General features: G+C 61.8%; 20 protein-coding genes and 6 tRNA genes. 21 read left to right on the forward strand and 5 right to left on the reverse strand.

The window, feature by feature from the left end; genetic code table 11:
* The first annotated feature begins 12 nt into the window (after window positions 1-12).
* From CLU85_RS10420 to CLU85_RS23345, 12 genes are all read left to right on the forward strand, one after another.
* Window positions 13-849 (forward strand): SPOR domain-containing protein, encoded by an 837-nt coding sequence (locus CLU85_RS10420; protein WP_100410200.1) that lies wholly within the window; start codon window positions 13-15, stop codon window positions 847-849.
* Between the two features lie 22 nt (window positions 850-871).
* Window positions 872-1360 carry a CvpA family protein gene (locus tag CLU85_RS10425; RefSeq protein WP_100410201.1) on the forward strand — a complete coding sequence of 163 codons (489 nt, stop codon included), beginning with the start codon at window positions 872-874 and terminating at the stop codon, window positions 1358-1360.
* An 80-nt stretch (window positions 1361-1440) separates the two neighbouring features.
* Window positions 1441-2946, forward strand: a complete 1506-nt coding sequence (gene purF / locus CLU85_RS10430; protein WP_100410202.1) for an amidophosphoribosyltransferase — start codon at window positions 1441-1443, stop codon at window positions 2944-2946.
* Window positions 2947-3058: 112 nt separating this feature from the next.
* The gene (gene gltX / locus CLU85_RS10435) at window positions 3059-4480 is read left to right on the forward strand and encodes a glutamate--tRNA ligase (protein WP_100410203.1); all 1422 of its coding nucleotides are present in this window, start codon (window positions 3059-3061) and stop codon (window positions 4478-4480) included.
* 65 nt (window positions 4481-4545) lie between these two features.
* Window positions 4546-4621 (forward strand) — tRNA-Ala (locus CLU85_RS10440).
* A gap of 41 nt (window positions 4622-4662) precedes the next feature.
* Window positions 4663-4738 (forward strand) — tRNA-Glu (locus CLU85_RS10445).
* 52 nt (window positions 4739-4790) lie between these two features.
* Window positions 4791-4867 (forward strand) — tRNA-Asp (locus CLU85_RS10450).
* A 64-nt stretch (window positions 4868-4931) separates the two neighbouring features.
* Window positions 4932-5007, forward strand: a tRNA-Ala gene (locus CLU85_RS10455).
* A 41-nt stretch (window positions 5008-5048) separates the two neighbouring features.
* Window positions 5049-5124 (forward strand) — tRNA-Glu (locus CLU85_RS10460).
* Window positions 5125-5176: 52 nt separating this feature from the next.
* Window positions 5177-5253, forward strand: a tRNA-Asp gene (locus tag CLU85_RS10465).
* 150 nt (window positions 5254-5403) lie between these two features.
* On the forward strand, window positions 5404-6540 hold the full coding sequence (locus CLU85_RS23340; RefSeq protein ID WP_232727938.1) for an MASE3 domain-containing protein: 1137 nt from the start codon (window positions 5404-5406) through the stop codon (window positions 6538-6540).
* Window positions 6423-8285, forward strand: coding sequence for a bifunctional diguanylate cyclase/phosphodiesterase (locus CLU85_RS23345; protein WP_232727790.1), 1863 nt, complete (start codon window positions 6423-6425; stop codon window positions 8283-8285). The genes CLU85_RS23340 and CLU85_RS23345 overlap by 118 nt, the downstream gene beginning before the upstream one ends.
* 219 nt (window positions 8286-8504) lie before the next feature.
* Here the strand turns inward: CLU85_RS23345 and CLU85_RS10475 are convergent, their stop codons facing one another.
* The 3 genes from CLU85_RS10475 to CLU85_RS10485 form a co-directional block, all read right to left on the reverse strand.
* On the reverse strand, window positions 8505-9263 hold the full coding sequence (locus CLU85_RS10475) for a 3-hydroxyacyl-CoA dehydrogenase (RefSeq protein WP_100410204.1): 759 nt from the start codon (window positions 9261-9263) through the stop codon (window positions 8505-8507).
* Window positions 9264-9393: 130 nt separating this feature from the next.
* A complete protein-coding gene (locus tag CLU85_RS10480) occupies window positions 9394-10446 on the reverse strand; it encodes an extracellular solute-binding protein (RefSeq protein ID WP_100410205.1) in 1053 nt (350 codons plus the stop codon).
* Window positions 10447-10833: 387 nt separating this feature from the next.
* Window positions 10834-11382: a phasin family protein gene (locus CLU85_RS10485; RefSeq protein ID WP_010465778.1), complete on the reverse strand. Its 549-nt coding sequence runs from the start codon at window positions 11380-11382 to the stop codon at window positions 10834-10836.
* 200 nt (window positions 11383-11582) lie between these two features.
* Between CLU85_RS10485 and CLU85_RS10490 the strand changes: the two genes are divergently transcribed.
* The 9 genes from CLU85_RS10490 to CLU85_RS10535 all read left to right on the forward strand — a co-directional run bounded on the left by CLU85_RS10490 (window position 11583) and on the right by CLU85_RS10535 (window position 22324).
* Window positions 11583-12515 carry a histone deacetylase gene (locus tag CLU85_RS10490; protein ID WP_100412480.1) on the forward strand — a complete coding sequence of 311 codons (933 nt, stop codon included), beginning with the start codon at window positions 11583-11585 and terminating at the stop codon, window positions 12513-12515.
* On the forward strand, window positions 12512-12994 hold the full coding sequence (locus CLU85_RS10495; RefSeq protein ID WP_100410206.1) for a thioesterase family protein: 483 nt from the start codon (window positions 12512-12514) through the stop codon (window positions 12992-12994). The genes CLU85_RS10490 and CLU85_RS10495 overlap by 4 nt, the downstream gene beginning before the upstream one ends.
* A gap of 230 nt (window positions 12995-13224) precedes the next feature.
* Window positions 13225-14445, forward strand: a complete 1221-nt coding sequence (gene pncB, locus CLU85_RS10500; protein WP_100410207.1) for a nicotinate phosphoribosyltransferase — start codon at window positions 13225-13227, stop codon at window positions 14443-14445.
* A gap of 70 nt (window positions 14446-14515) precedes the next feature.
* Window positions 14516-15928 carry a sodium:proton antiporter gene (locus tag CLU85_RS10505; protein ID WP_100412481.1) on the forward strand — a complete coding sequence of 471 codons (1413 nt, stop codon included), beginning with the start codon at window positions 14516-14518 and terminating at the stop codon, window positions 15926-15928.
* Between the two features lie 175 nt (window positions 15929-16103).
* Window positions 16104-17096, forward strand: a complete 993-nt coding sequence (locus CLU85_RS10515) for a D-glycerate dehydrogenase (RefSeq protein ID WP_100410209.1) — start codon at window positions 16104-16106, stop codon at window positions 17094-17096.
* An 80-nt stretch (window positions 17097-17176) separates the two neighbouring features.
* A complete protein-coding gene (gene rmuC / locus CLU85_RS10520; protein ID WP_100410210.1) occupies window positions 17177-18736 on the forward strand; it encodes a DNA recombination protein RmuC in 1560 nt (519 codons plus the stop codon).
* Complete coding sequence (locus CLU85_RS10525; protein WP_100410211.1) at window positions 18733-19914, forward strand: MFS transporter; 1182 nt, start codon at window positions 18733-18735, stop codon at window positions 19912-19914. The genes rmuC and CLU85_RS10525 overlap by 4 nt, the downstream gene beginning before the upstream one ends.
* 59 nt (window positions 19915-19973) lie before the next feature.
* Window positions 19974-21305: a surface lipoprotein assembly modifier gene (locus CLU85_RS10530; RefSeq protein ID WP_100410212.1), complete on the forward strand. Its 1332-nt coding sequence runs from the start codon at window positions 19974-19976 to the stop codon at window positions 21303-21305.
* A 47-nt stretch (window positions 21306-21352) separates the two neighbouring features.
* Window positions 21353-22324 (forward strand): FecR domain-containing protein, encoded by a 972-nt coding sequence (locus CLU85_RS10535; RefSeq protein ID WP_100410213.1) that lies wholly within the window; start codon window positions 21353-21355, stop codon window positions 22322-22324.
* Between the two features lie 122 nt (window positions 22325-22446).
* Here CLU85_RS10535 and CLU85_RS10540 read toward each other — a convergent pair whose 3' ends face one another.
* Window positions 22447-23310 (reverse strand): TIGR00730 family Rossman fold protein, encoded by an 864-nt coding sequence (locus CLU85_RS10540; RefSeq protein WP_100410214.1) that lies wholly within the window; start codon window positions 23308-23310, stop codon window positions 22447-22449.
* A gap of 120 nt (window positions 23311-23430) precedes the next feature.
* On the reverse strand, window positions 23431-23814 hold the full coding sequence (gene crcB, locus CLU85_RS10545; protein ID WP_100410215.1) for a fluoride efflux transporter CrcB: 384 nt from the start codon (window positions 23812-23814) through the stop codon (window positions 23431-23433).
* Window positions 23815-23841 lie beyond the last annotated feature (27 nt).

Below are 23841 nucleotides of genomic sequence, written 5' to 3' on the forward strand. Positions count from 1 at the left end.
AGTCGTTACTCCATGGCATTTTTCAAGTTTCGGTGGCCCGGTCAGGGCGAGCAGCAACAGGCCGAAAAGCCGTCCAAGCGCCCGCGAACCCCACAGGGCGAGAGTATTGAGGTCATGCGCCGTCGTGCCCGACATCGGCTGATTGGCGCTGCGGTGCTGGTGTTGCTGGGGGTGATTGGATTTCCGCTGCTGTTTGATACCCAGCCACGCCCTATTCCGGTGGATATTCCCATTGAGATTCCAGACCGGAACAAGGTAGCTCCCTTGGTGGTACCTGCGCCCGTGGCCGAGGTGCCTGCCGCGAAACCTGCGGCCCCTGTTGTGCCGCAAGCCGCAGCTGTGACCCCGCGTTTGTCGCCGTCGCGCAGCGCGGCTGCCAACGGGCTGTCGGAAGGCGAAGAACTGGTGCAGGGGACTCGCCCTGCGGTGTCCAAGCCTGCCTCGGTCGCTGCCGCGCCTGTGGTTGCGCCCAAACCGGAGGTAAAGCACGACACCAAGCCTCCCGTTGCACCTGCGCCCGAACCAAAGCCGACACGCACCGACGACTCCCTGCGCGCACGAGCGCTGCTGGAGGGCCGCAGTGCTGAGTCCGCACCGCCTGCAGTAGCCGGGGCCGAAGATGGGCGGTTTATTGTGCAAGTGGGGGCTTTTGCCGATGCGGACAAAGCCCGCGAAGCGCGCGCCAAAGTAGAGCGTTCCGGTCTCAAGACCTACACCCAGGTAGTGGATACCAAGGACGGAAAGCGCACGCGGGTTCGCGTGGGGCCTTTCACCAACCGGGTCGAGGCCGACAAGGCGGCTGCGCGCATCAAGGCGCTGGACCTGTCTGCTTCGGTGCTCACGCTGTAAAAGGCCCAGGTTTCTGGCATCTATGGCTGCGCTGGATTGGATTTTTGTCGCGGTGCTGCTCGCCTCGATGCTGATCGGGGCGTGGCGCGGTCTGGTGTTCGAGGTGTTGTCGCTCTTGGGGTGGGTGGTGTCTTTTTTTGTTGCGCAGTGGTTTGCGGCAGATATGGCGGCCCTGCTGCCCATGGGTGATTCCGCAGGTTCGCTGCGTTATGCGGCAGGTTTTGTGGTGGTTTTTGTAGCGGCGGTTTTTGTTTGCGGGTTTTTGACCTGGCTGGCCAAGAAGCTCGTGGAGGCCATTGGCCTGCGACCAGCCGATCGCACGCTGGGGGCTGTGTTTGGAGTGCTGCGGGGGCTGGTGCTGTTGTTGGCCTTGACCGTCGTGGTGGGTTTGACTTCACTGCACGAAGCCGCTTGGTGGCAGGAATCGCAGGGTGCCCCGGTACTGGCGGAAGTGCTCAGGGGCTTGAAACCGGCATTGCCGGAAGAATTTGGTAGGCATCTGCCTTCTTGAGATATCACTGCGGCAGCGGCCAGAAGCTGTTGTTGCATGGTTGCCGCGGGGCTGTTCCCGCAAACGGATGGAATACAACTATGTGTGGAATCGTCGGCGTCGTCAGTCCAGCGCCCGTCAATCAGCTGATCTATGACGCTTTGCTGCTTTTGCAGCACCGCGGTCAGGACGCAGCGGGCATCGTGACCCAGCAGGGCCGCAAGTTCTTCATGCACAAGGCCAAGGGCATGGTGCGCGATGTGTTCCGCACCCGCAACATGCGCGCGCTGCCGGGCAATGTGGGCCTGGGTCAGGTGCGTTACCCCACGGCAGGCAATGCCTACAGCGAAGAAGAAGCGCAGCCGTTTTACGTCAATGCTCCGTTCGGCATCGTGCTGGTGCACAACGGCAACCTGACCAATGCCCGCGAGCTGCGCACTGAGTTGTTCCAGACGGACCATCGCCATACAAACACGGACAGCGATTCGGAAGTCCTGTTGAATGTGTTTGCCCATGAGCTTGAACGTGCCACCCGTGGTGTGCCTCTGCAGCCCGAAGAGGTGTTCACCGCTGTGCGCGCTGTGCACAAACGTATCAAAGGTTCATATGCCGTGATCGCATCGATTGCGGGCCATGGTTTGCTGGCTTTCCGCGACCCGCATGGAATCCGCCCGCTGGCCATGGGGCGCAGTCAGGATGGCACCGTGATGGTGGGCAGCGAGTCGGTCGCGCTGGAGGGCACATCGCATGTGTTCGAGCGCAATATCAATCCTGGTGAGGCGATCTTCATCACGATGGACGGCAAGGTACATGCCAGCCAATGCGCGGACAACCCGCAGCTCAACCCCTGTATCTTTGAATTCGTCTATCTGGCGCGTCCAGACTCGGTGCTCGATGGCATTTCTGTCTACCAGGCCCGTCTGAACCTGGGCGAGGCGCTGGCCAAACGCGTGGTGTCCACCGTGCCACCCAGCGAAATCGATGTGATCATCCCGATCCCTGAGTCCAGCCGCCCCAGCGCGACGCAACTGGCGCATCTGTTGGGCGTTCCCTACCGGGAGGGTTTTGTCAAGAACCGCTACGTGGGTCGTACCTTCATCATGCCAGGGCAGGGCGTCCGCAAGAAGTCTGTGCGTCAGAAGCTCAACGTGATCGCCAGTGAATTCAAGGGCCGCAATGTGCTGCTGGTGGATGACTCGATCGTGCGTGGCACGACCAGCCGTGAAATCGTGCAGATGGCGCGCGACGCAGGTGCTCGCAAGGTGTATCTGGCCAGCGCGGCTCCACCGGTGCGTTACCCCAATGTGTACGGTATCGATATGCCAACCAGCAGCGAACTTGTGGCCCATGACCGCACAGTCGAAGAAATTCGCCAGGCGATTGGTTGCGACGCACTCATCTATCAAGACGTGGATGGCATGAAGAAGGCTGTGGGTTCGCTCAACAGCGCTATCGTGGGGTTTGATGCGTCTTGCTTCGACGGGGTCTATGTGACGGGTGACATTACCGCCGAAGGCATTGCCCGCCTGAACGAAGGGCGTGTAGGGGTGGAAGAAGGCGAGGAGGATACGTCCCGTCTCGCACTTCCGAACGCCCAGGAGGCGTGAAGAACTCCTCCCGTTCAAGGGCTTGTCGTGCGGTGGGGTGGCGCGTCGCCCTGTGCCCGTCGAATTGACTGAATCTTGAAACTGGCCCCTTGAGGGGCCAGAACTTATTGATATGACTGAAAACATTGCCTCCGGTACGGGCCGCATTCGCACCCGTTTTGCACCATCGCCCACGGGCTTTATTCACCTGGGCAACATTCGCTCGGCGCTCTATCCGTGGGCGTTTGCGCGTGCCACGGGTGGAGATTTCATTTTGCGTATTGAAGACACCGATCTGGAGCGTTCAAGCCAGGCGGCGGTGGATGTGATCATTGAGGGCATGGCCTGGCTGGGCCTCGATCATGATGAGGGTCCTTTCTATCAGATGCAGCGAATGGACCGCTACAAAGCAGTGCTCGCCGATTTGCAGTCTGCCGGTCATGTGTATCCCTGCTACATGAGCGTTGCGGAACTCGATGCCTTGCGTGAAAAGCAGATGGCAGCCAAGGAAAAGCCCCGTTATGACGGCACTTGGCGTCCTGAAGAAGGCAAGGTTTTGCCAACGGTTCCTGCGGGGGTGCAACCGGTGCTGCGTTTCAAGAATCCGCAGGGCGGTGTCGTGGCCTGGGAAGACAAGGTCAAGGGGCGCATTGAAATCAGCAATGATGAACTCGATGACCTCGTGATTGCGCGGCCTGACGGAACGCCCACCTACAACTTCTGCGTGGTGGTAGACGATATCGATATGGCCATCACGCATGTCATTCGGGGTGATGACCATGTGAACAACACGCCGCGCCAGATCAACATCTTCCGTGCACTGGGCCAGGAACCCCCGGTATACGCCCATCTGCCCACAGTGCTCAACGAGCAGGGCGAGAAGATGAGTAAGCGCAACGGCGCCAAGCCTGTCACGCAGTACCGTGATGAAGGTTATCTGCCCGATGCCATGGTGAACTACCTGGCGCGCTTGGGCTGGAGCCACGGCGACGATGAGATCTTCAGCCGTGAGCAGTTCCTGCAGTGGTTCAACCTGGACCACCTGGGCCGCAGCGCGGCGCAGTTCGATGAAGCCAAGCTGCGCTGGGTGAATGCCCAGCACCTGAAGGCCATGGCCGACGATGCGCTGGCGGTGCTGGTGATGCCGCAATTGCAGCAGCGTGGTGTTTCGGCGGAGGCGCTGGCCGATGGACGCTTGCCCCGTATCTGTGCACTGTTCAAAGACCGCTGCGATACAACCGTTGCTCTTGCCGACTGGGCGCATGTGTTTTATGGCGAGGTGACCCCTGTCGATGCCGAACGTGCTCAGCATGTCACGGAAGCTATTGCTCCTGCGCTGGATGCCTTGGCCGATGTACTGTCTGCCTGCGAATGGGACAAGGCATCTATCAGTGCTGCGTTGAAGCAGGTGCTGGCTGCGCAGGGCCTCAAGATGCCCCAGTTGGCCATGCCTGCGCGGGTCTTGACCGTGGGCACGGCACACACCCCATCCGTTGATGCCGTGCTGGAACTGGTCGGACGTGAAAAAGTTGTAGCGCGTTTGCGAAACCGTTAAAAATCTGTCTATAATTCAAGGCTCAGGTGATGACAAAAAACACAGTGTGATTGATGTCATTAAGTGGGGGTATAGCTCAGCTGGGAGAGCGCTTGCATGGCATGCAAGAGGTCATCGGTTCGATCCCGTTTACCTCCACCAAGATTTGTCAGTTTGTTGTTATCGGTTAGTTCCAAGGTTTTGACCCCATCGTCTAGAGGCCTAGGACATCACCCTTTCACGGTGAGTACCGGGGTTCGAATCCCCGTGGGGTCGCCAAGTTGTAGCGCTTGGCTTGTGTTGAGAAACGCAAGCGAAAAGCTGCCTGCCAGGAGTGGTAGTTCAGTTGGTTAGAATACCGGCCTGTCACGCCGGGGGTCGCGGGTTCGAGTCCCGTCCACTCCGCCAGTCAAAAACCTTTGCAAGTTTCTTGCATGCAGGGGTTTTTCTTTGGCTTAAGTCAAAGAGGTTTGGGGGTATAGCTCAGCTGGGAGAGCGCTTGCATGGCATGCAAGAGGTCATCGGTTCGATCCCGTTTACCTCCACCAAGATTTGTCAGTTTGTTGTTATCGGTTAGTTCCAAGGTTTTGACCCCATCGTCTAGAGGCCTAGGACATCACCCTTTCACGGTGAGTACCGGGGTTCGAATCCCCGTGGGGTCGCCAAGTTGTAGCGCTTGGCTTGTGTTGAGAAACGCAAGCGAAAAGCTGCCTGCCAGGAGTGGTAGTTCAGTTGGTTAGAATACCGGCCTGTCACGCCGGGGGTCGCGGGTTCGAGTCCCGTCCACTCCGCCAGTCATCCACCGCTGCAGTCGCAAGGCTGCAGCGGTTTTTTTGTTTCTGGGGCCGGATGCGTCTATTTTGGGTTGAAAATCGGCGGTGCAAAAATGTGTAACAGCCCCGCTGCGCTGAGGGCGGGGCGAGCGAAACATCAATAAGGTGCCCATGACCCTTTTCAGGTGGCAGATCCATCCTCAGCACATCGCCAGTTTCCGGAGCATAGCGCCCATCTTGTGGCTGCTGACGGGGGCGATGGTGGTCGCATGGGGCTATTTTTCGGTCGCGAGCCCTGATCGGGTGCAGCACTACCTCGTGTTGCACCAAGGGTTGGAGACCCTCTCGATTGTTGTGTCAGCACTGGTGTTTGCAGTCGGCTGGAAGGCGCACAGCATCAACCCTCAGCGAAATGTCTTCATCCTCGCCTGCGGTTTTCTGGGTGTGGCACTGCTGGACTTTTCGCACATGCTGTCATATGCCGGGATGCCCGACTACATCACCCCCAATTCGGTGGCCAAAGGCATCAATTTCTGGTTGCCCGCTCGCTACGTGGGTGCCGTGAGTCTGGTTTGGGCGTTGAGCCTGCATTGGCACGCACTGGGGGAGTCGGTATCTGAAAGCCCACGACGATTTGTGGTGCTTGCGCTGGTGCTGTGTGTCGTTGCTGCTGTTCATCTGCTGGTTTTGGGGTATCCGCACTGGTATCCGGCGACCTACGGCCCGGAAGGCCTGACGCCGTTCAAGATTTGGGCTGAATATGGTGTGATTGCCTTGTATGCCACTTCGCTGGTGTTGTTGTTGCGCTTGGCCAGGTTGCGCACGTCCTTTGATGTGGCCCGACTGTTTGCTGCGGTTTGGGTGATGGCGCTGAGCGAATTTTTCTTTACTTTTTATGTGACGGCCACAGACCCTTTCAATCTGCTGGGCCATGTGTACAAAGTGGTGGGGTACTACTATTTGTACCGGGCGATCTTCGTGGGCACCATTGAGGCACCTTATCGTGCCCTCAAGCAGTCTGACAAAGCCCTGCGTGCGGTGCTTGATGCAGTGCCTGATCTGATGTTTGAGGTGACGCGCGATGGCCACTACGTGCAGGTTCATACGCGTCAACCAGAGCTGCTGCTGATGCCCTCAGACCAGGTCCTGGGGCGTTCTGTTCGCGATACCCTTCCCCCGAGGCCGCCGCAGTGGCGCAAAAGGCTATCGACACGGCTGCGGAGCATGGTGTGGCGCGGGATTTTCAGTACACACTGGATTTGCCCGATGGGAAACACTGGTTTGAGCTTTCTGTGGCCCGAAAAGTGATGGACGAAGAGTCCCAGGCCCATTTCGTGGTGTTGTCTCGCGATATCACCCAGCGTGTGCAGACGTTGGATACGCTGCGCAAACTGCGCCATGCCGTGGAACAGGCACCCAATTCGATTTTTATCGCCGGAGCAGAGGGCAATATCGAGTACGTGAACCCGGCGTTTTCCGTTACCACCGGGTACAGTGCGAGCGAAGTCATGGGGCGCAATCCACGCCTGCTGAGTGCGGGCTCTGCGCCTCCGTCGTTGTACGCAGACCTCTGGGCACATCTGACATCCGGGCGAGCGTGGCGCGGCGAGTTTCTCAACCGCCGCAAGGACGGCCGCGAATACTACGAATCGGCCATCATTTCGCCACTCCATGACGAGCAGGGGAGGATCACCCACTATCTGGCCGTGCAGGAAGATGTCACAGAGCGCAAGCGTGATGAAGAGCGGATCCGCAATCTGGTCAACTTCGATGCGCTGACAGGGTTGCCCAACCGGACGATGTTTGCGTCGCGCTTCAGTCAAGCGTTGGCACTGACCCAGCGCAGCGGGCAGCATCTTGCACTGCTGTACCTGGATTTGGACCACTTCAAGAATGTCAACGACTCCCTGGGTCACCAGGTCGGAGATGAGTTGCTGGTGGAGATCGCGCGCAGATTGCAGTTGGTGGTGCGCGATGAAGATACCGTTTCGCGTCCGGGCGGGGATGAATTCATCATCGTGTTGCCCCTGGCGGATGCACAGCATGCCGCGCATGTGGCCGAAAGCCTGCAATCCGAGGTGCGCCGCGTTTGCCGGCTGGGTCATCATGAACTCGTGGTGACATCATCCATTGGTATTGCTCTCTATCCTGAAGACGGCCATGAGTTTGAAACTCTGGCCCAGTGCGCTGACGCGGCCATGTTCCGCGCCAAAGAGACCGGGCGCGATAGCTACCGGTTTTTCTCTACTGACATGCAAGCCCACTCGTTGCGCGTGTTGCAGATCGAAAACGCGCTGCGCAGTGCGGTGGTGCAAGACCAGTTGGCCTTGCACTACCAGCCCCAGATCCGGTTGCGCGACCGCAGGCTTGTCGGGGTCGAGGCATTGTTGCGCTGGAATCATCCGGATCTCGGTGCGGTCAGCCCGGCCGAGTTCATCCCGGTCGCAGAAAGCAGCGGGCAGATTTTGGGCATTGGCGAGTGGGTCTTGCGCACGGCGTTGGATCAAGCACGCAAGTGGCGCGCTGCAGGTCACACCGGGTTCACGGTGGCGGTGAATTTGTCGATGGTGCAGTTTCGCCATCCAGGGCTGGTGGAGATGGTGCGGCAGGCACTGGCTGACAGTGGCGTGCCACCCCAGATGCTGGAACTGGAGTTGACCGAAAGCATTGCCATGGATGCCCCGGAAAAAGTGATTGCGATTGTTCAGCAGTTGTTTGATCTTGGCGTCCAGCTGTCCATCGACGACTTTGGTACCGGATATTCCTCATTCAGCTACATCCAGCGCCTGCGCGTGCACAAACTCAAGATTGACCAGTCGTTCGTGCGCCATCTGGGCGAAGACCCCAGTGCCCAGCACATCGTGCACGCCATCATCGGACTAGCGCAAAGTTTGGCTCTGGAAGCCATTGCCGAAGGGGTTGAGACCGCCCAGCAATCTGCAATCCTGTTGTCTTTGGGTTGCGATACGGGTCAGGGTTATTACTTCAGCCGACCGGTGCCTGCTGCGCAGCTGGACGGTTTGCTGACGGAGCCCAGTTCAATCGTGGTCTGATCAGGGGCCGGTCGCGCGAGTGAAGAAGAGGCAAGCCCCACCGCAGGTGACGCAGAGTGTGCGGCGGCTGCGGGACCACGAGGGTGTTGCCCAGTGCCGGTGATGGCCGCCACACATCCTTTGTGGGGGTTTTCGGCCCCTAGCGCACGTTCTAAATGCAGTGAATGCTATCAATAAGAGAGCATTTCAGGCGATCGTGCGACCGCGTTGCAAAGGCAATCAGCGTGGGGCCAGGCGGATGGCGCCATCGAGACGGATGACCTCGCCATTGAGCATGTCGTTCTCGAAGATGTGTTGCACCAGCTTGGCGTAGTCCTGGGGAGTGCCCAGACGGCTGGGGAAGGGAACGCCAGCGGCCAGAGCATCCTGCACTTCCTGTGGCATGCCAAACAGCATGGGGGTGCCGAAGATGCCGGGGGCAATCGTCATGTTGCGGATGCCGTTGCGGGCCAGGTCGCGGGCGATGGGCAGGGTCATTCCGACCACGCCACCCTTGGATGCGGCGTATGCTGCCTGGCCGATCTGGCCATCGTAGGCGGCGACGCTGGCGGTGGAGATCAGTGCTCCACGCTCGCCCGTCGATTCGGGCTCGTTCTTGCACATGGCTTCGGAGGCCAGGCGGATCATGTTGAAGCTGCCGATCAGGTTGACCGTGACAGTCTTGCTGAACAGTGCCAGCGCGTGGGCGCCATTCTTTCCGACCGTTTTTTCAGCGGGTGCAATGCCGGCGCAGTTCACGAGCCCCATCAGTTTGCCAAGCGATACGGCCTTGGCCACCACGGCCTGGCCATCGGCCTCGTTGCTCACATCACACTTCACAAAGGCGCCACCGATCTCCTTGGCCACGGCTTCGCCTTTTTCTGCCTGCATGTCGGCAATGACCACCTTGCCGCCCTGCGCGGCCAGCATGCGTGCCGTGCCTTCACCCAGACCGGAAGCGCCGCCGGTGACGATGAATACCTTGCCTTTGATTTCCATGTTCTGTCTCCATTAAGTGACGTTAACGTAAACGTCAATTATGGCGCATCTCCCGTGCGCCATGCAGGCGTAAAAAAGCCCGGACAAGGCCGGGCTTTTGCTGGGGTGAAGCGCCGCCGCCGGGGCTCTTTTATTGGAAGCCCACGCGGTCCAGCATCTGCTGCACCTTGGTCATATTGGCGCCCACAGCACTGATCGGAATGGTTTCGCTCTTGAACGGCTTGCCACCCGTCATGGCCTTGAGCGCAGGGTTGTCCAGTGTCACGCCCTTGGCGGCGGGCCATTCGTTGTTGCCGTTGGCAAAGTAGTTCTGGGCTTCGGGGCTGGAGAGGTATTCCAGGAACTTGATGGCGTTGGCCTGGTTCTTTGCATGTTTGGCCACAGCGCCGCCTGCAATGTTCAGGTGCGTACCCCACGATTCCTGGTTGGGGAACACCACGCCCACTTTGTTGACCACGGCCACGTCTTCGGGCTTGTTCGAACGCATCATGCGCGCCAGATAGTAGGTGTTGGTCACTGCAATATCGCACTCGCCAGCAGCCACGGCTTTGATCTGATCAGTGTCGCCACCCTTGGGGGGACGCGCCAAATTGGCCACCATGCCCTTGAGCCATGCTTCGGCTTTTTGCTCACCCATGTGCTCGGTCACTGCGCCGAAGAGGCTCAGGTTGTAGGGGTGAGAGCCTGAGCGGATGCACAGCTTGCCCTTGTTTTTGGGATCACCCAGCTCTTCGTAGGTGTCCACATCGGTCTTTTGCACTTTGACCTTGTTGTAGACGATCACCCGGCCACGTGTGGACAAGCCAAACCACGAAATCCCCCCGTCGGCTGCCGGATTGCTGCGAAGGTTGGCGGGGATGGCGTCGTTAAGCACCTTGGATTGGATGGGTTGGAACAGGCCATCGACTTCACCCTTGTACAGCCGGGCGGCGTCCACCAGCAAGATCACGTCGGCAGGAGAGGCCGTGCCCTCGGCCTTCAGGCGGGCCAGGATGCCCGCATCGTCAGCGTCCACGCGGTTGATCTTGATGCCGGTGGCCTTGGTGAAGCCGGTGTACAAGGCTTCGTCGGTGGAGTAGTGGCGGGCCGAGTAGAGGTTCACCACTTGGTCCTGGGCATGGACGGCGCCAGCGGCAGCGGCCAGGGCGCAAGCGCTCAACAAGGCTTTCACAGTCTTCGACATGGGATGCGTCTTTCGGGGTTGGTACTTCGGCAATGATAAAGCAAACGCGAACTATTCTTAATAAACGCCTTGGTTGCGACCCGGATTCTCAGCAGCTTCATGATGCAACGCAACGGGAATGAGCGCGGTGCGTAGGCGCTTCAGCTGCGTGGCAAGGAGGAGGGCGCAGCAGGGGGGCTGGCGACAAAGGGGTCGCGCGGAACATCGGGGCAAAAAAAAGCCCGGTCGTAAAACCGGGCTTTAAAAGGATCCCTGAAACGGGGGTTTCGAGAGGATCCAAGGAGACAACTGGGGCGCTGTGAACGATGTTCGCAGCGCATGGTTGAATTATCAGGGTATTCCCTGAACGCGACCTAGAGTTTGCACTCCAGACCGCATGTGCTTGATTTAGCGCTTGCGGGGTGCAGCTGTCTTGGCGGCGTTGGCAGCGGTGCTGGCCACAGCGTTGAAGTTGGCTTCAGCCACGTCGGACGCTTGCTTGACAGCCTTCTGAACCGATTCAAATGCGTTGTTGGCGGCAGAAACGGCACTCTTCATGACAGCCACGGCGGTTTCGGAACCGGCAGGAGCGTTCTTGGCGGCGCTGTCCACCAGATTGGTGAATGCCTTTTGAGCGTCGGTGGTCTGGCTTTCGAAAGCCTTGCCGAATTCGGCGCCCGTGCCCGAAGCGATGTCATACAGGTGACGGCTGTAGGCAGCGGTTTTTTCAGCCAGGGGCTGGAACAGGCCAGCCTGCAGAGCCAGCAGCTCTTGTGCGTCCTTCACGCCCAGCACAGCTTGGGTGTGGTTGGCGGCTTCCGACAGGGCGGCGCGCGAAGCGGTCACGTTCAGTTCCACCAGCTTTTCCACGCCTTCGAAGGCCTTGGTGGTCAGACCAAACAGGGTTTCGATGTTGGCTTTGTGCGAGGCCAGGATTTGTTCAGCGGTCAGCGTCATGTCATATCTCCTAAAAATGGGACCCAAAGGGCCAGGGTGGCTTACAGACATCTGCGCTGACCTTGACTCGGTAAAATCATGTTGCAGTGCAGCATGGGTTGAATTTTAGGGGCTTGGTGCGCTATTGCAAGGGTTTTTTGTTGCGCTGCAGCAAATTAGGGACGATGCCCCAGAAATCCCTGGCTTGCCACAATCGTGTCATGCACGCCTATTACGCCGACCACTTTGTGTTGCCCCTGCCGGAAGGCCACCGTTTTCCCATGGCCAAGTACCGCATGCTGCGCGACCGGATTGCCCAGCAATTGCCAGGCGTTGCGCTTCAGGTCGCCTTGCCCGCCTCGAACGAGGAGCTGGCGCTGGTACATGCGGTGGGCTACATCGACGCCATCGAGCAAGGCAGCTTGCCGCCTGCTGCACAACGCGAGATTGGATTCCCTTGGAGCGACGCCATGGCCGAGCGCGCGCGGCGCTCGGTGGGGGCTACGGTGGCGGCCAGCCGTCAGGCGCTGCAGCAAGGGGTGGCGGGCAATCTGGCCGGCGGCACCCACCACGCTTATGCGGACAAGGGCAGTGGGTTCTGCGTGTTCAACGATGTGGCCGTGGCTGCCCGGCTCATGCAGGCGGAGCAGGGGCCGGGACGACATGCCAAACCGCTTCAGGTGGCCGTGATCGACCTGGATGTGCACCAGGGTAACGGCACGGCCCACATTTTTCGGGACGATGACAGCGTGTTCACGCTGTCGTTGCACGGGGCGCGCAACTTCCCTTTTCGCAAGGAACTGAGCGATCTGGATGTAGAACTACCAGATGGCTGCGCGGACGACGAATACCTGCAGGCCCTGGACCAGGCCCTGGACACGATCGAGCTGCGATGCACGCCAGATCTGGTGTTCTACCTGGCGGGCGCAGACCCGCATGTGGGAGACCGCTTGGGGCGCCTGGCCTTGAGCCATGACGGCCTGGAGGCGCGTGATCGGCGTGTGTTTGACTGGGCGTGGCAGCGGCGAATTCCGTTGGTCTTCGCCATGGCCGGTGGGTATGGCAACGATCTGGAAGACACGCTCCAAGCGCAGCTCACCACCTGGCGCGTGGCGTTGCAGTACCACCAGCGCTGGCAGAATGTGCGGCCATGACCTCCGCAGCCAGCACCCCCACCAATGCTCCTTGCGCGCCGGCACGCCCGGCGCCTCAACCACGCAGCGCTTACCGCGTGTTTCGTCCCATCACCACCCGCTGGGCCGACAACGATGTGTATGGCCATGTGAACAACGTCGTGTACTACAGCTGGTTCGATACGGCGGTGAATGCGCACCTGATCGATCAGGGCGTGCTCGACATCCATGCGGGCGAAACGATTGGTCTGGTCATTGAGACGCAGTGCAACTACTTTGCGCCGCTGGCTTTCCCCCAGACCGTGGAGGCCGGTATCCGCGTGGCTCGGTTGGGGGGCTCCAGCGTGCGCTACGAGGTGGGCCTGTTCGCACAGGGCGAGTCGCTCTGCGCTGCAGCCGGTCATTTCATCCATGTCTACGTAGACCGTGACAGCCGCCGGCCGGTGCCAGTGCCCGAAGCGCTGCGCAAGGTGCTGCAGGCTCTGGTGATGCCGGTTTGAGCGCGGTCCAATCGTCTGCAATGAATTTGATAGCGTAAGGTGTAAGTGCAATAAGCGCTAGGGCCCAAAATGCCTTCAATTTCAGCCTGCTGCTCAGTGGTGTCTGAACACTGGCTGACACCCCAGGCCTTGCCCTGCGCCCTGCGCCGCTATGGCCTACACTTTGCGGCTTTGTTGCCCGGTCTGTGGCCTGGGAGTCGCATTGGCGGTTTCCAAGGCTCGCCCTGCCCATGATCATCACCAGCCTGCTCGACACCGACCTGTACAAATTCACCATGATGCAGGTGGTGCTGCACCAGTTTCCGGGGGCGCAGGTCGAATACAAGTTCAAGTGCCGCAACCCCGGCGTGCAACTGGCACCGTTTGCCAACGAGATCCGCGATGAGATCCGTTCGCTGTGTTGCCTGCAGTTCCAGGATGCCGAGCTGGCCTATCTGCGCTCCATGCGCTTTATCAAGAGTGATTTTGTGGATTTTCTTGGGCTGTTCAAGCTCAACGAAAAATACATCACCGTCACGCCCCAGCACAACGGTGAGATAGAAATCTCCATCCGGGGCCCTTGGCTGCACACCATCCTGTTTGAGATCCCGGTGCTGGCCATCATCAACGAGGTCTACTTTCGCAACACCCAAAAGGTGCCCGATTTTCCCGAAGGCCGCAGGCGGCTGGACGCCAAGATCGCCTTGCTGCAGGGCGAGGGCCTTTCCGACCTCAAGATCGCTGACTACGGCACCCGCCGGCGCTTTAGCCGCGCCTGGCATGAAGAAGTGCTGCGCGTGCTGGTGGCGCGTCTGGGCACGGGCGACCGCCGCCCTGGCGCGCCCTCAGGCCCCGGGCAGTTTGCGGGCACCAGCAACGTGCTGTATGCGATGAAGCTCGGTGTTACCCCCTTGGGCACCATGGCGCATGAATACCTGCAGGCCTGCCAGGCGCTGGGGCCCCGGTTGCGCGACAGCCAGGTGTTTGGTTTTGAAATGTGGGCCAAGGAATACCGGGGTGACCTGGGTATTGCCCTGTCGGATGTGTACGGCATGAGCGCCTTTCTGCGCGACTTCGACCTGTATTTTTGCAAGCTGTTTGATGGCGCACGGCACGACAGTGGCGACCCGTTTGCCTGGGGCGAGCGCCTGTTGGATCACTACCGCAAGAACCGGGTCGATCCGCTGACCAAGACGCTGATCTTCAGCGATGCACTCACCATCCCGCGCACGATCGAGCTGTACCAGCAGTTCCGTGGGCGCTGTCAGTTGGCCTTTGGCATTGGTACCAACCTGACCAACGACCTGGGCAGCCCCCCTGAGCATGAACCCTTGCAAGTGGTCATCAAGATGACGCGCTGCAACGACCAACCCGTGGCCAAGCTGTCCGATACGCCTGGCAAAGGCATGTGCGATGACGAAAAGTACCTGGCCTATCTGCGCCAGGTTTTCGACATTCCCTCGCCGGTCTGACCTTTGCGGCGCCCCGGTGGCACCACTGTGCGCCCCCCGTTTTCTTGACAATGTGATGGAGACAAAAACCATGAAATTCTCGCGTGGGCTGGCGGTGGCCAGTCTTCTGGTTGCCCTGCCGGGTTGGGCCCTGGCGGCCGACATTGACGGCAGCGCGCTGTCCGCGCTGTGGGGTGTGCCGTTTGCGGGTCTGCTGCTGTCGATTGCGCTCATGCCCTTGCTGGCCCCCATCTTCTGGCACCACCACTTTGGCAAAGTGGCTGCGGGCTGGGCGCTGGCGTTTTTGCTGCCGTTTGCCGTGGTCTTTGGCCCGGGTGCTGCGGGTGCCAGCTTTGTGCATGCGCTGGTGGGTGAATACATTCCTTTTGTCATCTTGCTCACGGCGCTGTTCACTGTGGCGGGGGGTATCTACATCCGGGGCAACCTGCATGGCAGCCCCGCGCTGAACACCGCCATATTGGCCGTTGGCGCGGTGCTGGCCAGCTTCATGGGCACCACGGGTGCGTCGATGCTGATGATCCGCCCGCTGATCCGCGCCAACGACAACCGCAAGCACACAGCGCATGTCGTGGTGTTCTTTATCTTCATCGTCTCCAACGCAGGGGGCTCGCTCACGCCGCTGGGCGACCCCCCGCTGTTTCTGGGCTTTTTGAAGGGCGTGGACTTCTTCTGGACGGTGGGCCATATCTTCCCCGAGACCCTGTTCCTGGTCGGCGCGCTGCTGGCCCTCTTTTTTGCGCTGGACTCCTGGTACTACCACCGCCGTGAAGAGGTGCTCCGGGCCGACCCCACGCCCGACACCAAGGCCATTGGTTTTGATGGCAAGGTCAACTTTGCGCTGTTGGGCGTGGTGGTGGTGCTGGTGCTGCTCAGCGGCATCTGGAAGTCGCCGGTGTCGTTCAGCATGGCGGGCACCGACGTGGGCCTGCCCGGCATCGTGCGCGACGTGGGCCTGATTCTGGTCACGCTGGTATCGCTGTACCTCACGCCCAAGCAGGTGCATGAAGACAACCAGTTCAGCTGGGGGCCCATGCAAGAGGTGGCCAAGCTGTTTGCGGGCATTTTCCTGACCATCATCCCGGTCATTGCCATGCTCAAGGCGGGTTTGAATGGCCCCTTCAGCGCTGTGGTGGCGGCCGTCACCCGTCCCGACGGCACGCCCGACCCGGCCATGTACTTCTGGGCGTCGGGCGTGCTCAGTTCCTTCCTCGACAACGCACCCACCTACCTGGTGTTCTTCAACACCGCCGGTGGTGACCCGGCCGTGCTGATGACCACATTGGCCCCTACGCTGGCGGCCATCTCGGCGGGTTCGGTGTTCATGGGCGCCAACAGCTACATCGGCAACGCGCCCAACATGATGGTCAAGGCCATTGCCGAAGACCGTGGCGTGAAGATGCCCAGCTTCTTTGGCTACATGCTGTGGTCGGGCGGCATCCTGGTGCCGCTGTTCGTTGTGATGACTTTCATCTGGTTCAGGTAATGGACATCCCCCTGAGCGGCTGCGTCGCTTCCCCCTTCTTTCGTGCCGATGCGCGTTGCGGGAAGGAGGACGCCGCCATCGCTGCAGGGCGGCCTTTGCTCGGCGGCAACTGGCTTGGACCACGCCAGTTGCACAGGCCGGTCGGCCTCGCGAATAGTTTGGAGATTGAAGCCTTATGAGCAAACCCCGCATCCTGGTCGCCCGTGCGATCTTCCCCGACATCGTGGACCGCCTGCGCGCGCATTTCGACGTGCAGGACAACCCCGACGACGCGATCTGGACCCCAGCCGAACTGGCCGCCCGCCTGGCCGACAAGGACGGCGTTCTGACCACCGGCAGCCAGCGCGTGGATGCCGCGCTGCTGGCCGCTGCGCCGCGCCTCAAGATCTGCGCCAACATGGCCGTGGGCTACAACAACTTTGACGTGGACGCCATGACCGCCGCGGGCGTGCAGGGCACCAACACCCCCGATGTGCTGACCGAGACCACGGCCGACTTTGGCTTTGCGCTGTTGATGGCCACGGCCCGCCGCATGACCGAGAGCGAGCATTACCTGCGCGCCGGGAAGTGGACCAAGTGGAGCTACGACATGTTCGCGGGCAGCGACATTCATGGCAGCACGCTGGGCATCATCGGCATGGGCCGCATCGGGCAGGGCATTGCCAGGCGCGGCGCGTATGGCTTTGGCATGAAGGTGATCTATCACAACCGCTCGCGCCTATCGCCTGAGCTGGAAGCGGAATGCAAGGCCACCTATGTGGGCAAGGACGAGCTGCTGCGCACCGCCGACCATGTGGTGCTGGTGGTGCCCTACACAGCTGCATCGCACCACACCATAGCCGCGGCCGAGCTGGCGCTGATGCAACCCACGGCCACGCTTATCAACATCGCACGCGGAGGCATTGTGGACGACGCGGCGCTGGCCGTGGCGCTGCGCGAGGGCCGCATTGCCGCAGCGGGCCTGGATGTGTTTGAAGGCGAGCCCAGCGTGCACCCCGATCTGCTCACCGTGCCCAACGTGGTGCTCACGCCCCACATCGCCAGCGCCACGGTGCCCACGCGCCGCGCGATGGCCAATTTGGCGGCAGACAACCTGATCGCCTTTTTGGGCGGGCGCGGGCCGCTGACCCCGGTGAACCAGCCCGTACCCGGCCTGCGGGCGCGGTAGTGCATTCCCTTTAAGCGAAATAGGCTGCTAGCGCTTGATAGATAAGCGCTAGAAGCTATCAAAATAATAGTAAACCTGCCTTGACTACCGATACCCTCGTGCTGCTGGCCGCACTGGCCCTGGTGTTCATTGCCCTCGCGCTGCTGGCGCTGCGCCGCCCCCGTGTGGATTTGCCGCCCGAATGGCTGGCCCGTCTGCAGGCGCTGGAGCGCACCACCCAGGCCACCCAGCTGGCCGTGGCCAAGAACGATGGCGCGCTGGACGGCATGGGCCAGCAGCTGCGCGGCTTCACGCAAACCACGCAGACCACGCTGGAGGGGCTGCGCCACGCGGTCGATGAGCGCTTGTCGCAGGCGGTGGCCGAATCGCGCAACGGCCGTGCCGATCTGTTGGCCGCCTTTGGCGTGTTCGAGGCGCGGCTGGAGCAGCGCCTCACGGCCCTGGATGCCGCCACGCGCCTCACGCTCGATGCGCTCAAGAGCGACACCCAGTCGCAGCTGGGGGTGATGTCGCAAGCGCTCAAAGACCAGCTCGAAGCCAACAGCTTTCAGATCAAGAACCAGTTTGCGGTGCTGCAAGACGCGGTGTCGCAGCAGCTCACCGGGCTGGTGCAGGGCAGCCAGCACAACGCAGAGCAACTGCGCACCGCGCTCAACGAGCGCCTGGCCGCCATCCAGGCCGACAACGCCACCAAGCTCGAAGAAATGCGCCGCACGGTGGACGAAAAACTCCACGCCACGCTGGAGCAACGCCTGGGCGAATCGTTCAAGCAGGTCAGCGACCGGCTCGAACAAGTACACAAGGGTTTGGGCGAGATGCAGACCTTGGCGGGCAGCGTGGGCGACTTGAAGCGTGTGATGACCAACGTGAAGTCGCGCGGCACCTGGGGCGAAATGCAGCTGGGCGCCATCATCGACAACGTGCTCACGCCCGACCAGTTCGCCCGCAACGTCAAGACCGTGCCGGGCAGCGACGAGCTGGTGGAGTTCGCCATCCGCCTGCCGGGCAAGAACGATGAGCACCCGGTGTGGCTGCCCATCGACTCCAAGTACCCCGTGGAGCAATACCAGCGCCTGATGGACGCGCAGGACGCGGCCGACAAGGCGGCCACGCTGTCGGCGGGCAATGCGTTCGAGACATCGATCAAGCTCGAAGCGAAGAAGATCTTCGCCAAGTACGTCTCACCCCCGCACACCACGGACTTTGCCGTGCTGTACCTGCCCACCGAAGGCCTGTTTGCCGAGGTCATGCGCCGCCCCGGCCTGGTCGAAGCGGTGCAGAACGAATGCCGCGTGATGATCACCGGCCCGGCCAACCTGGCCGCCATGCTCAACAGCTTGCAGATGGGCTTCAAGACGCTGGCGATTGAAAAGCGTTCGTCCGAGGTGTGGAGCCTCTTGGGCATGGTCAAGACCGAGTTCGCCAAGTTTGGCGATGTCGTCGAGGCCACCAAGAAATCCATCGACGCCGCCGCCAAGAAGTTTGACGAGGTGGGCGTGCGCACCCGCGCCATCCAAAAGCGCCTGCGCGATGTGCAGGACCTGCCCGCGCCGGAAGCGCCGTTGCCAGTGACCATGCCATTGGCAGGGGAGGGCAGTGCTGCGCTGACCGGCTTCGATGCTGAGGACGACCTGCCGTGAACAGGGCATTGGCCCGGTTGATCGCTGGCCAGATCTGTGTGCACGCCTGCATGGCGGGGATGCGCCTGGCGGCACCGTTGTTGGCACTGCGCGAGGGCTACAGCGCTGCAGCGGTGGGCGTGTTGCTGGCGCTGTTTGCACTCACACAGGTGTTTTTGGCGTTGCCGGCGGGGCGCTACGCAGACCGCCACGGACTCAAACGGCCCGTGGGTTATGCGGTGGTGGTGGCGTCGGTGGGCGCTGGGATGGCGTTGGTGTTTCCGATCTTCCCGGTGCTGTGCCTGGCTGCACTGATGACGGGAGGCGCGACCGGCGCAGCCACCATCGCACTGCAGCGCCATGTGGGCCGTGCCGCACACGACGCCACGCAGCTCAAGCAGGTGTTCAGCTGGCTCGCCATCGGGCCCGCAGTGTCCAACTTCATTGGGCCTTTCTGTGCAGGGCTCATGATCGACAACGCAGGTGCCGTGGCGGGCAGTACGGAAGGCTACCGCGCCGCTTTTGCGTTGATGGCCGTGTTGCCCTTGCTCACATGGTTCTGGGTGCGTCACACGGTCGAGCTACCCCCGGTGATTGCTGCCGCAGGGGCGGCACCGCAGCGCGCATGGGATTTGATGAACGATCCGCCGTTTCGCCGCCTGTTGGTGGTGAACTGGATTTTGTCATCGTGCTGGGATGTGCACACCTTTGTGGTGCCGCTGCTGGGGCATGAGCGGGGTCTGTCGGCATCCGTCATCGGCTCCATCCTGGGCGCCTTTGCCATTGCTGCGGCACTCGTCCGTTTGCTGATGCCGCTGGTGGCCGAGCGCCTGCGCGAGCGGGTGGTCGTGGCCGGGGCCATGGTGGTCACAGCGGTATTGTTTGGCGTTTACCCGTTGTTGGCCAGCGCACTGGCCATGGGCGTCTGCTCGGTGCTGCTGGGTTTTGCACTCGGTTCTGTGCAGCCCATGGTGATGAGTCTGCTGCACCAGATCACACCGCCTGCCCGCCACGGTGAGGCGCTGGGCCTGCGGCTCATGGCGATCAATGCATCCAGTGTGCTCATGCCCATGCTGTTTGGCACGGCTGGGGCAGTGATTGGCGTTGGCGGACTATTCTGGGTTGTGGGGGGCGCCGTGGGGAGCGGGGCGCGTATGGCGTGGCGCATGGGTGAAAAGCACGACGCCGAAACACCCTAAAAAGCGTAAACAGGTGTAAATTGCCTACACCCGCCAGCGGGTTCCGAGAGGGGGCCGTCATGTACCTGCGAATTTGGTCACAGCGTTTGCTGCCATGGTGCATGGCGCTGGGGGGTTGCCTGTCTTGTGGCGCATGGGCCGACGATGTGGTGCAGCAAGCGCTCGCTCTGGGTCGCCAGGGGCAGGCGATGCAGGCCTTTCAGTTGCTTGACCCACTCGAATCCGAACGGGCGGGAGACCCCGTCTTTGATGCCGCCATGGGCGACGCCGCCCATGCGGCGGGGCAGTACACCCGGGCCATCATGGCGCGCGAGCGGTTGCTTGCCGCACAGCCCGGCAATCAGCAGGCGCAGGTGGCGCTGGGGCAGTCTCTTCAGGCGGTGGGTGACCGCCGGGGGGTTCTGGCTTTGCCGTCCGACGTGCAAGCCGCGCTGATCCCCGTGGATGCGGGGCACACACTCGATCAGTTTTTGTATTCGTACGACCGCCAGGAGTATGGCGGTCGCTCTTCGCTCAAGGGTTACGTGGAGCTGGGTGTGGGGCATGATTCCAACGCCAATGCGGCCCCGGTCGTGGGTGATTTGCAATCACCCGTTCCCGGTACACCGCCGTGGACACTGTTGCCCGAGGCGCTGGCGACATCGGGCAACTATGTGGTGGCGCAGGCGGGTTTGCGGGGGCGGGCGGTGCTCAATTCGCGATGGTCTGTGGTGGGCACTGCCATTGGCGCCACCCGCCACTATGCGGGCCAGGCGGATCGGTTTGATCACACCGCGCTTGATGGCACGCTGGGCATGGCTTGGCGCTCCGAGCGCCACGAGCTGATTGCGTCGGCCCAGGGCTCTTACTACGCACTGGACGGTGCGCGCCTGCGCACCATGGGGGGTGTGCTGGGAGAGTGGATCTACCGCATGGACGGGTTCCGCCAGTGGGGCAGTTTTGTGCAGGTGCTGGAGGTTCGATACCCCATGCAGGCCCTGCGCAACGTGCGGCGCAGCGTGGTGGGCACCTCGTACTCGCATCTCTTTCGCAATGGGTCTTCGGCTTATGCGGGTCTGTACGGTGGCCGGGAGCAACCCCAGGCGAGTGGCGCAGACCCGCTGGGGCACCGTCTTTGGGGTCTGCGCGCTGGCGGGCAGTGGCCGCTGGCGCCCCAGTGGGTGGCGTTTGCCAGTGCCGACTGGGAGCACCGACGTTATGGGGGGCAAGACCCATTCTTTGCCGTGACACGGTCTGACCGCCAGGCGCAGTTGGCACTGGGACTGAGCTGGACCCCCGCACCGGGCTGGCGTGTGACACCGCAGTGGATGGTGACGCGCAATGCCTCCGCGCTGCCGATCACTGACTACGAGCGGCGGGTGTTTTCCATCACCGTGCGCCGGGAGTTCTGAATGCCGCTGCATACCTGGGGTTCTTCGGCCACACCTTGGAGGTGCCTATGACGTCCGACCAAAAACGCGCGCGGCTGGCGCTGCTGATGGGCATGGTGGCGGCTTGGCCGCTGACGGGATTGGCTGCGGCCGGGCTGGTTCAGTTCACGGCGGGGGATGTGCAGCTGCGGCGGGGCGAGAGCCTGTCGCGCCTGTCCAAGGGGGCCGCGCTCGATGGTGGGGATGTGGTGGTCACGGGCAATGAGGGGCGGGCGCAGATCCGGTTTTCGGATGGGGGCCTGGTGGCCTTGTACCCAGACTCCCAGTTCACCGTGGCCCGCTATGCGGATGGTGCTGGCACGGGGGAAGACCATTTTGTGGTCAACCTGCTGCGTGGTGGCATGCGTGCCATCACGGGCCTGATTGGCAAACGCAACCCGGCAAACTACCGGGTGGTCACGCCCACCGCAGTGGTTGGAATCCGGGGCTCTGCCTTCTTGCTGGCCATTGATGCCAATGGCCAGGTGTTGGTGTCGGGCGAGCAGGACGAAATCGAAGTGTGCACACAGGCGGGCTGTGTGGGCGTGACGGCCGGTGAGGCGGTGCTGGTGGTGTCGGACCAGGAGCTGCCGGTGTACACCCACACCCGGGCCTTGCTGCCGGTGCCTGACGTGCAAACACCACTGCTGGCCGGTGACCAGATCGATCGGCAGGGGCGCCGCGCGTTTGTGTACATGATCCCGGCGCCAGCACCCATCCCGGTGCCACCGCCTGAAGCGGCACCACCGCCAGCACCCGTGCCCGTGGCGCCGCCACCGCCCACTGGTGCGCCCCAGCCCGTAACACCCGCACCGCCTGGGCCCACACCCACTCCCACCACACCGCCGCCGCCCACGCGGCCCACAGCGCCCACGCCACCAACCACGGCGCCTCCGACTACCACACCACCGCCGCCAACGGTCAGGCCACCGTTCGTGTTCATCCCGGTGTTGCCGATCATTATTCGGGTGCCTCCACCTCCACCACCTGTGATCCGGTAGTGGTTGTGGCGATGAGCGCTTATTGACGATCTCCCAGACGCTGTTGCGAAATTACTGCCACAGCGCATGAGGATGGACGTACCAGTGCAGCACAGCGGGTCATCCCTGTGCTGTAGGGCCCTTCACAGTTGATAGAACGCCCGGATCAGGTCCCAGGCTTCCTGTGGGTCGTCGGTGTAGTGAAACAGCTTCAGGTCCTGTGCCGAGATCGTGCCTTCTTCGACCAGCACATCAAAGTTGACCAGGCGTTTCCAGTAGTCGGTGCCAAAGAGCACGATGGGCACAGGCTTGGCCTTTTTGGTCTGAACCAGGGTCAGCACCTCAAACAGCTCGTCCAGCGTGCCAAAACCGCCGGGGAAGGCCACCAAGGCCTTTGCGCGCATCATGAAATGCATCTTGCGCAGCGCGAAATAGTGGAATTTGAAGGAGAGCGACGGCGAGATGAACCGGTTGCCGCTTTGTTCATGGGGCAGGGCGATGTTCAGGCCCACGTTCAGTGCACCCGCGTCGTGCGCGCCCCGATTGGCCGCTTCCATGATGCCGGGGCCGCCGCCCGTGCAGATGTAGATGCGGTCGGCGGGGCGCTGGCGCTCGCTGTAGTCGGCGACCAGCTTGGCGAACTGGCGGGCCAGGTCGTAATACCCTGCGTTGCGCACCGCCAGGCGTGCGCGGCGCACACGTTCCGCGTCACCGCTGGCCTCGGCTTCGGTCAGCTGGGCGGCGGCCTCGTCAGGGGCCACGAAGCGCGCGCTGCCGTACACCACCACGGTGCTTTCAATGCCTTGCTCGGCCTGGCCCAGGTCGGGCTTGAGCATTTCGAGCTGAAAGCGGATGCCCCGTGTTTCACGGCGGAACATGAATTCGGGGTCGGCAAAGGCCATGCGGTTGGCATCGGCCTGCAAGGGGTTGCCGTTGTGCGCGTGGTTGTGCAGTTCGGCCCAGGCATCGGCCAGGCGGCGTTCGTTGAGTTGGGTGTTGGCTTCCATAGGGGGCTCGCGTATCGGTCAGTGAATGGGGGAAGAAATGGCGGCACCGGCAGTGGCCGGTGAACGTCTGTAGCAGTGTGGCGTGGTTTTATGACGAAATAGCTTGCTGGCGCACAGGTATCAAGCGCGTGATGCTATGAAATACGAAGCACTTTGCATGCCAAGCACCGTGAGGCCGAGGGAGCCCAGCAGGTGCAGCGCCGTGGTGCCCAGCGCCATGGCGTAGCGCTGCAGCATCAGCATCTCGACCACTTCGGCCGAGAAACTGGAGAACGTGGTGAGCGCGCCCAGGAACCCCGTGACCAACGCCAGCCGCCACACGGGATCGAGTTCAGGCATGGCGTGGAACACGGCGACACACACCCCGATGAGGTAGCCCCCCACCAGATTGGCGGCCAGGGTGCCCCAGGGAATCAGGCCTCCGGGGCTGAGCCACAGGCCCAGGCGCCAGCGCGCCAATGCGCCCAGACAGGCACCAATGCAGATGGCAAAAACAGACAGCATCGGGCGATTATGGCCCTGGCATGCTGC

The sequence above is a fragment of the Acidovorax sp. 69 genome (assembly GCF_002797445.1).
Lineage (GTDB): Bacteria > Pseudomonadota > Gammaproteobacteria > Burkholderiales > Burkholderiaceae_C > Acidovorax.

What these genes read in the sequence shown, in the direction of transcription:
- CLU85_RS10495 (WP_100410206.1), top strand. Translation starts at nt 12,512, where the DNA reads ATGACCTCCGCAGCCAGCACCCCCACCAATGCTCCTTGCGCGCCGGCA.
- CLU85_RS10515 (WP_100410209.1), top strand. Translation starts at nt 16,104, where the DNA reads ATGAGCAAACCCCGCATCCTGGTCGCCCGTGCGATCTTCCCCGACATC.
- CLU85_RS10420 (WP_100410200.1), top strand. Translation starts at nt 13, where the DNA reads ATGGCATTTTTCAAGTTTCGGTGGCCCGGTCAGGGCGAGCAGCAACAG.
- pncB (WP_100410207.1), top strand. Translation starts at nt 13,225, where the DNA reads ATGATCATCACCAGCCTGCTCGACACCGACCTGTACAAATTCACCATG.
- CLU85_RS23340 (WP_232727938.1), top strand. Translation starts at nt 5,404, where the DNA reads ATGACCCTTTTCAGGTGGCAGATCCATCCTCAGCACATCGCCAGTTTC.
- CLU85_RS10535 (WP_100410213.1), top strand. Translation starts at nt 21,353, where the DNA reads ATGACGTCCGACCAAAAACGCGCGCGGCTGGCGCTGCTGATGGGCATG.
- CLU85_RS10480 (WP_100410205.1), bottom strand. Translation starts at nt 10,446, where the DNA reads ATGTCGAAGACTGTGAAAGCCTTGTTGAGCGCTTGCGCCCTGGCCGCT.
- CLU85_RS10475 (WP_100410204.1), bottom strand. Translation starts at nt 9,263, where the DNA reads ATGGAAATCAAAGGCAAGGTATTCATCGTCACCGGCGGCGCTTCCGGT.
- CLU85_RS10530 (WP_100410212.1), top strand. Translation starts at nt 19,974, where the DNA reads ATGTACCTGCGAATTTGGTCACAGCGTTTGCTGCCATGGTGCATGGCG.
- CLU85_RS10490 (WP_100412480.1), top strand. Translation starts at nt 11,583, where the DNA reads ATGCACGCCTATTACGCCGACCACTTTGTGTTGCCCCTGCCGGAAGGC.
- CLU85_RS10505 (WP_100412481.1), top strand. Translation starts at nt 14,516, where the DNA reads ATGAAATTCTCGCGTGGGCTGGCGGTGGCCAGTCTTCTGGTTGCCCTG.
- CLU85_RS10425 (WP_100410201.1), top strand. Translation starts at nt 872, where the DNA reads ATGGCTGCGCTGGATTGGATTTTTGTCGCGGTGCTGCTCGCCTCGATG.
- CLU85_RS10485 (WP_010465778.1), bottom strand. Translation starts at nt 11,382, where the DNA reads ATGACGCTGACCGCTGAACAAATCCTGGCCTCGCACAAAGCCAACATC.
- purF (WP_100410202.1), top strand. Translation starts at nt 1,441, where the DNA reads ATGTGTGGAATCGTCGGCGTCGTCAGTCCAGCGCCCGTCAATCAGCTG.
- gltX (WP_100410203.1), top strand. Translation starts at nt 3,059, where the DNA reads ATGACTGAAAACATTGCCTCCGGTACGGGCCGCATTCGCACCCGTTTT.
- CLU85_RS10540 (WP_100410214.1), bottom strand. Translation starts at nt 23,310, where the DNA reads ATGGAAGCCAACACCCAACTCAACGAACGCCGCCTGGCCGATGCCTGG.
- crcB (WP_100410215.1), bottom strand. Translation starts at nt 23,814, where the DNA reads ATGCTGTCTGTTTTTGCCATCTGCATTGGTGCCTGTCTGGGCGCATTG.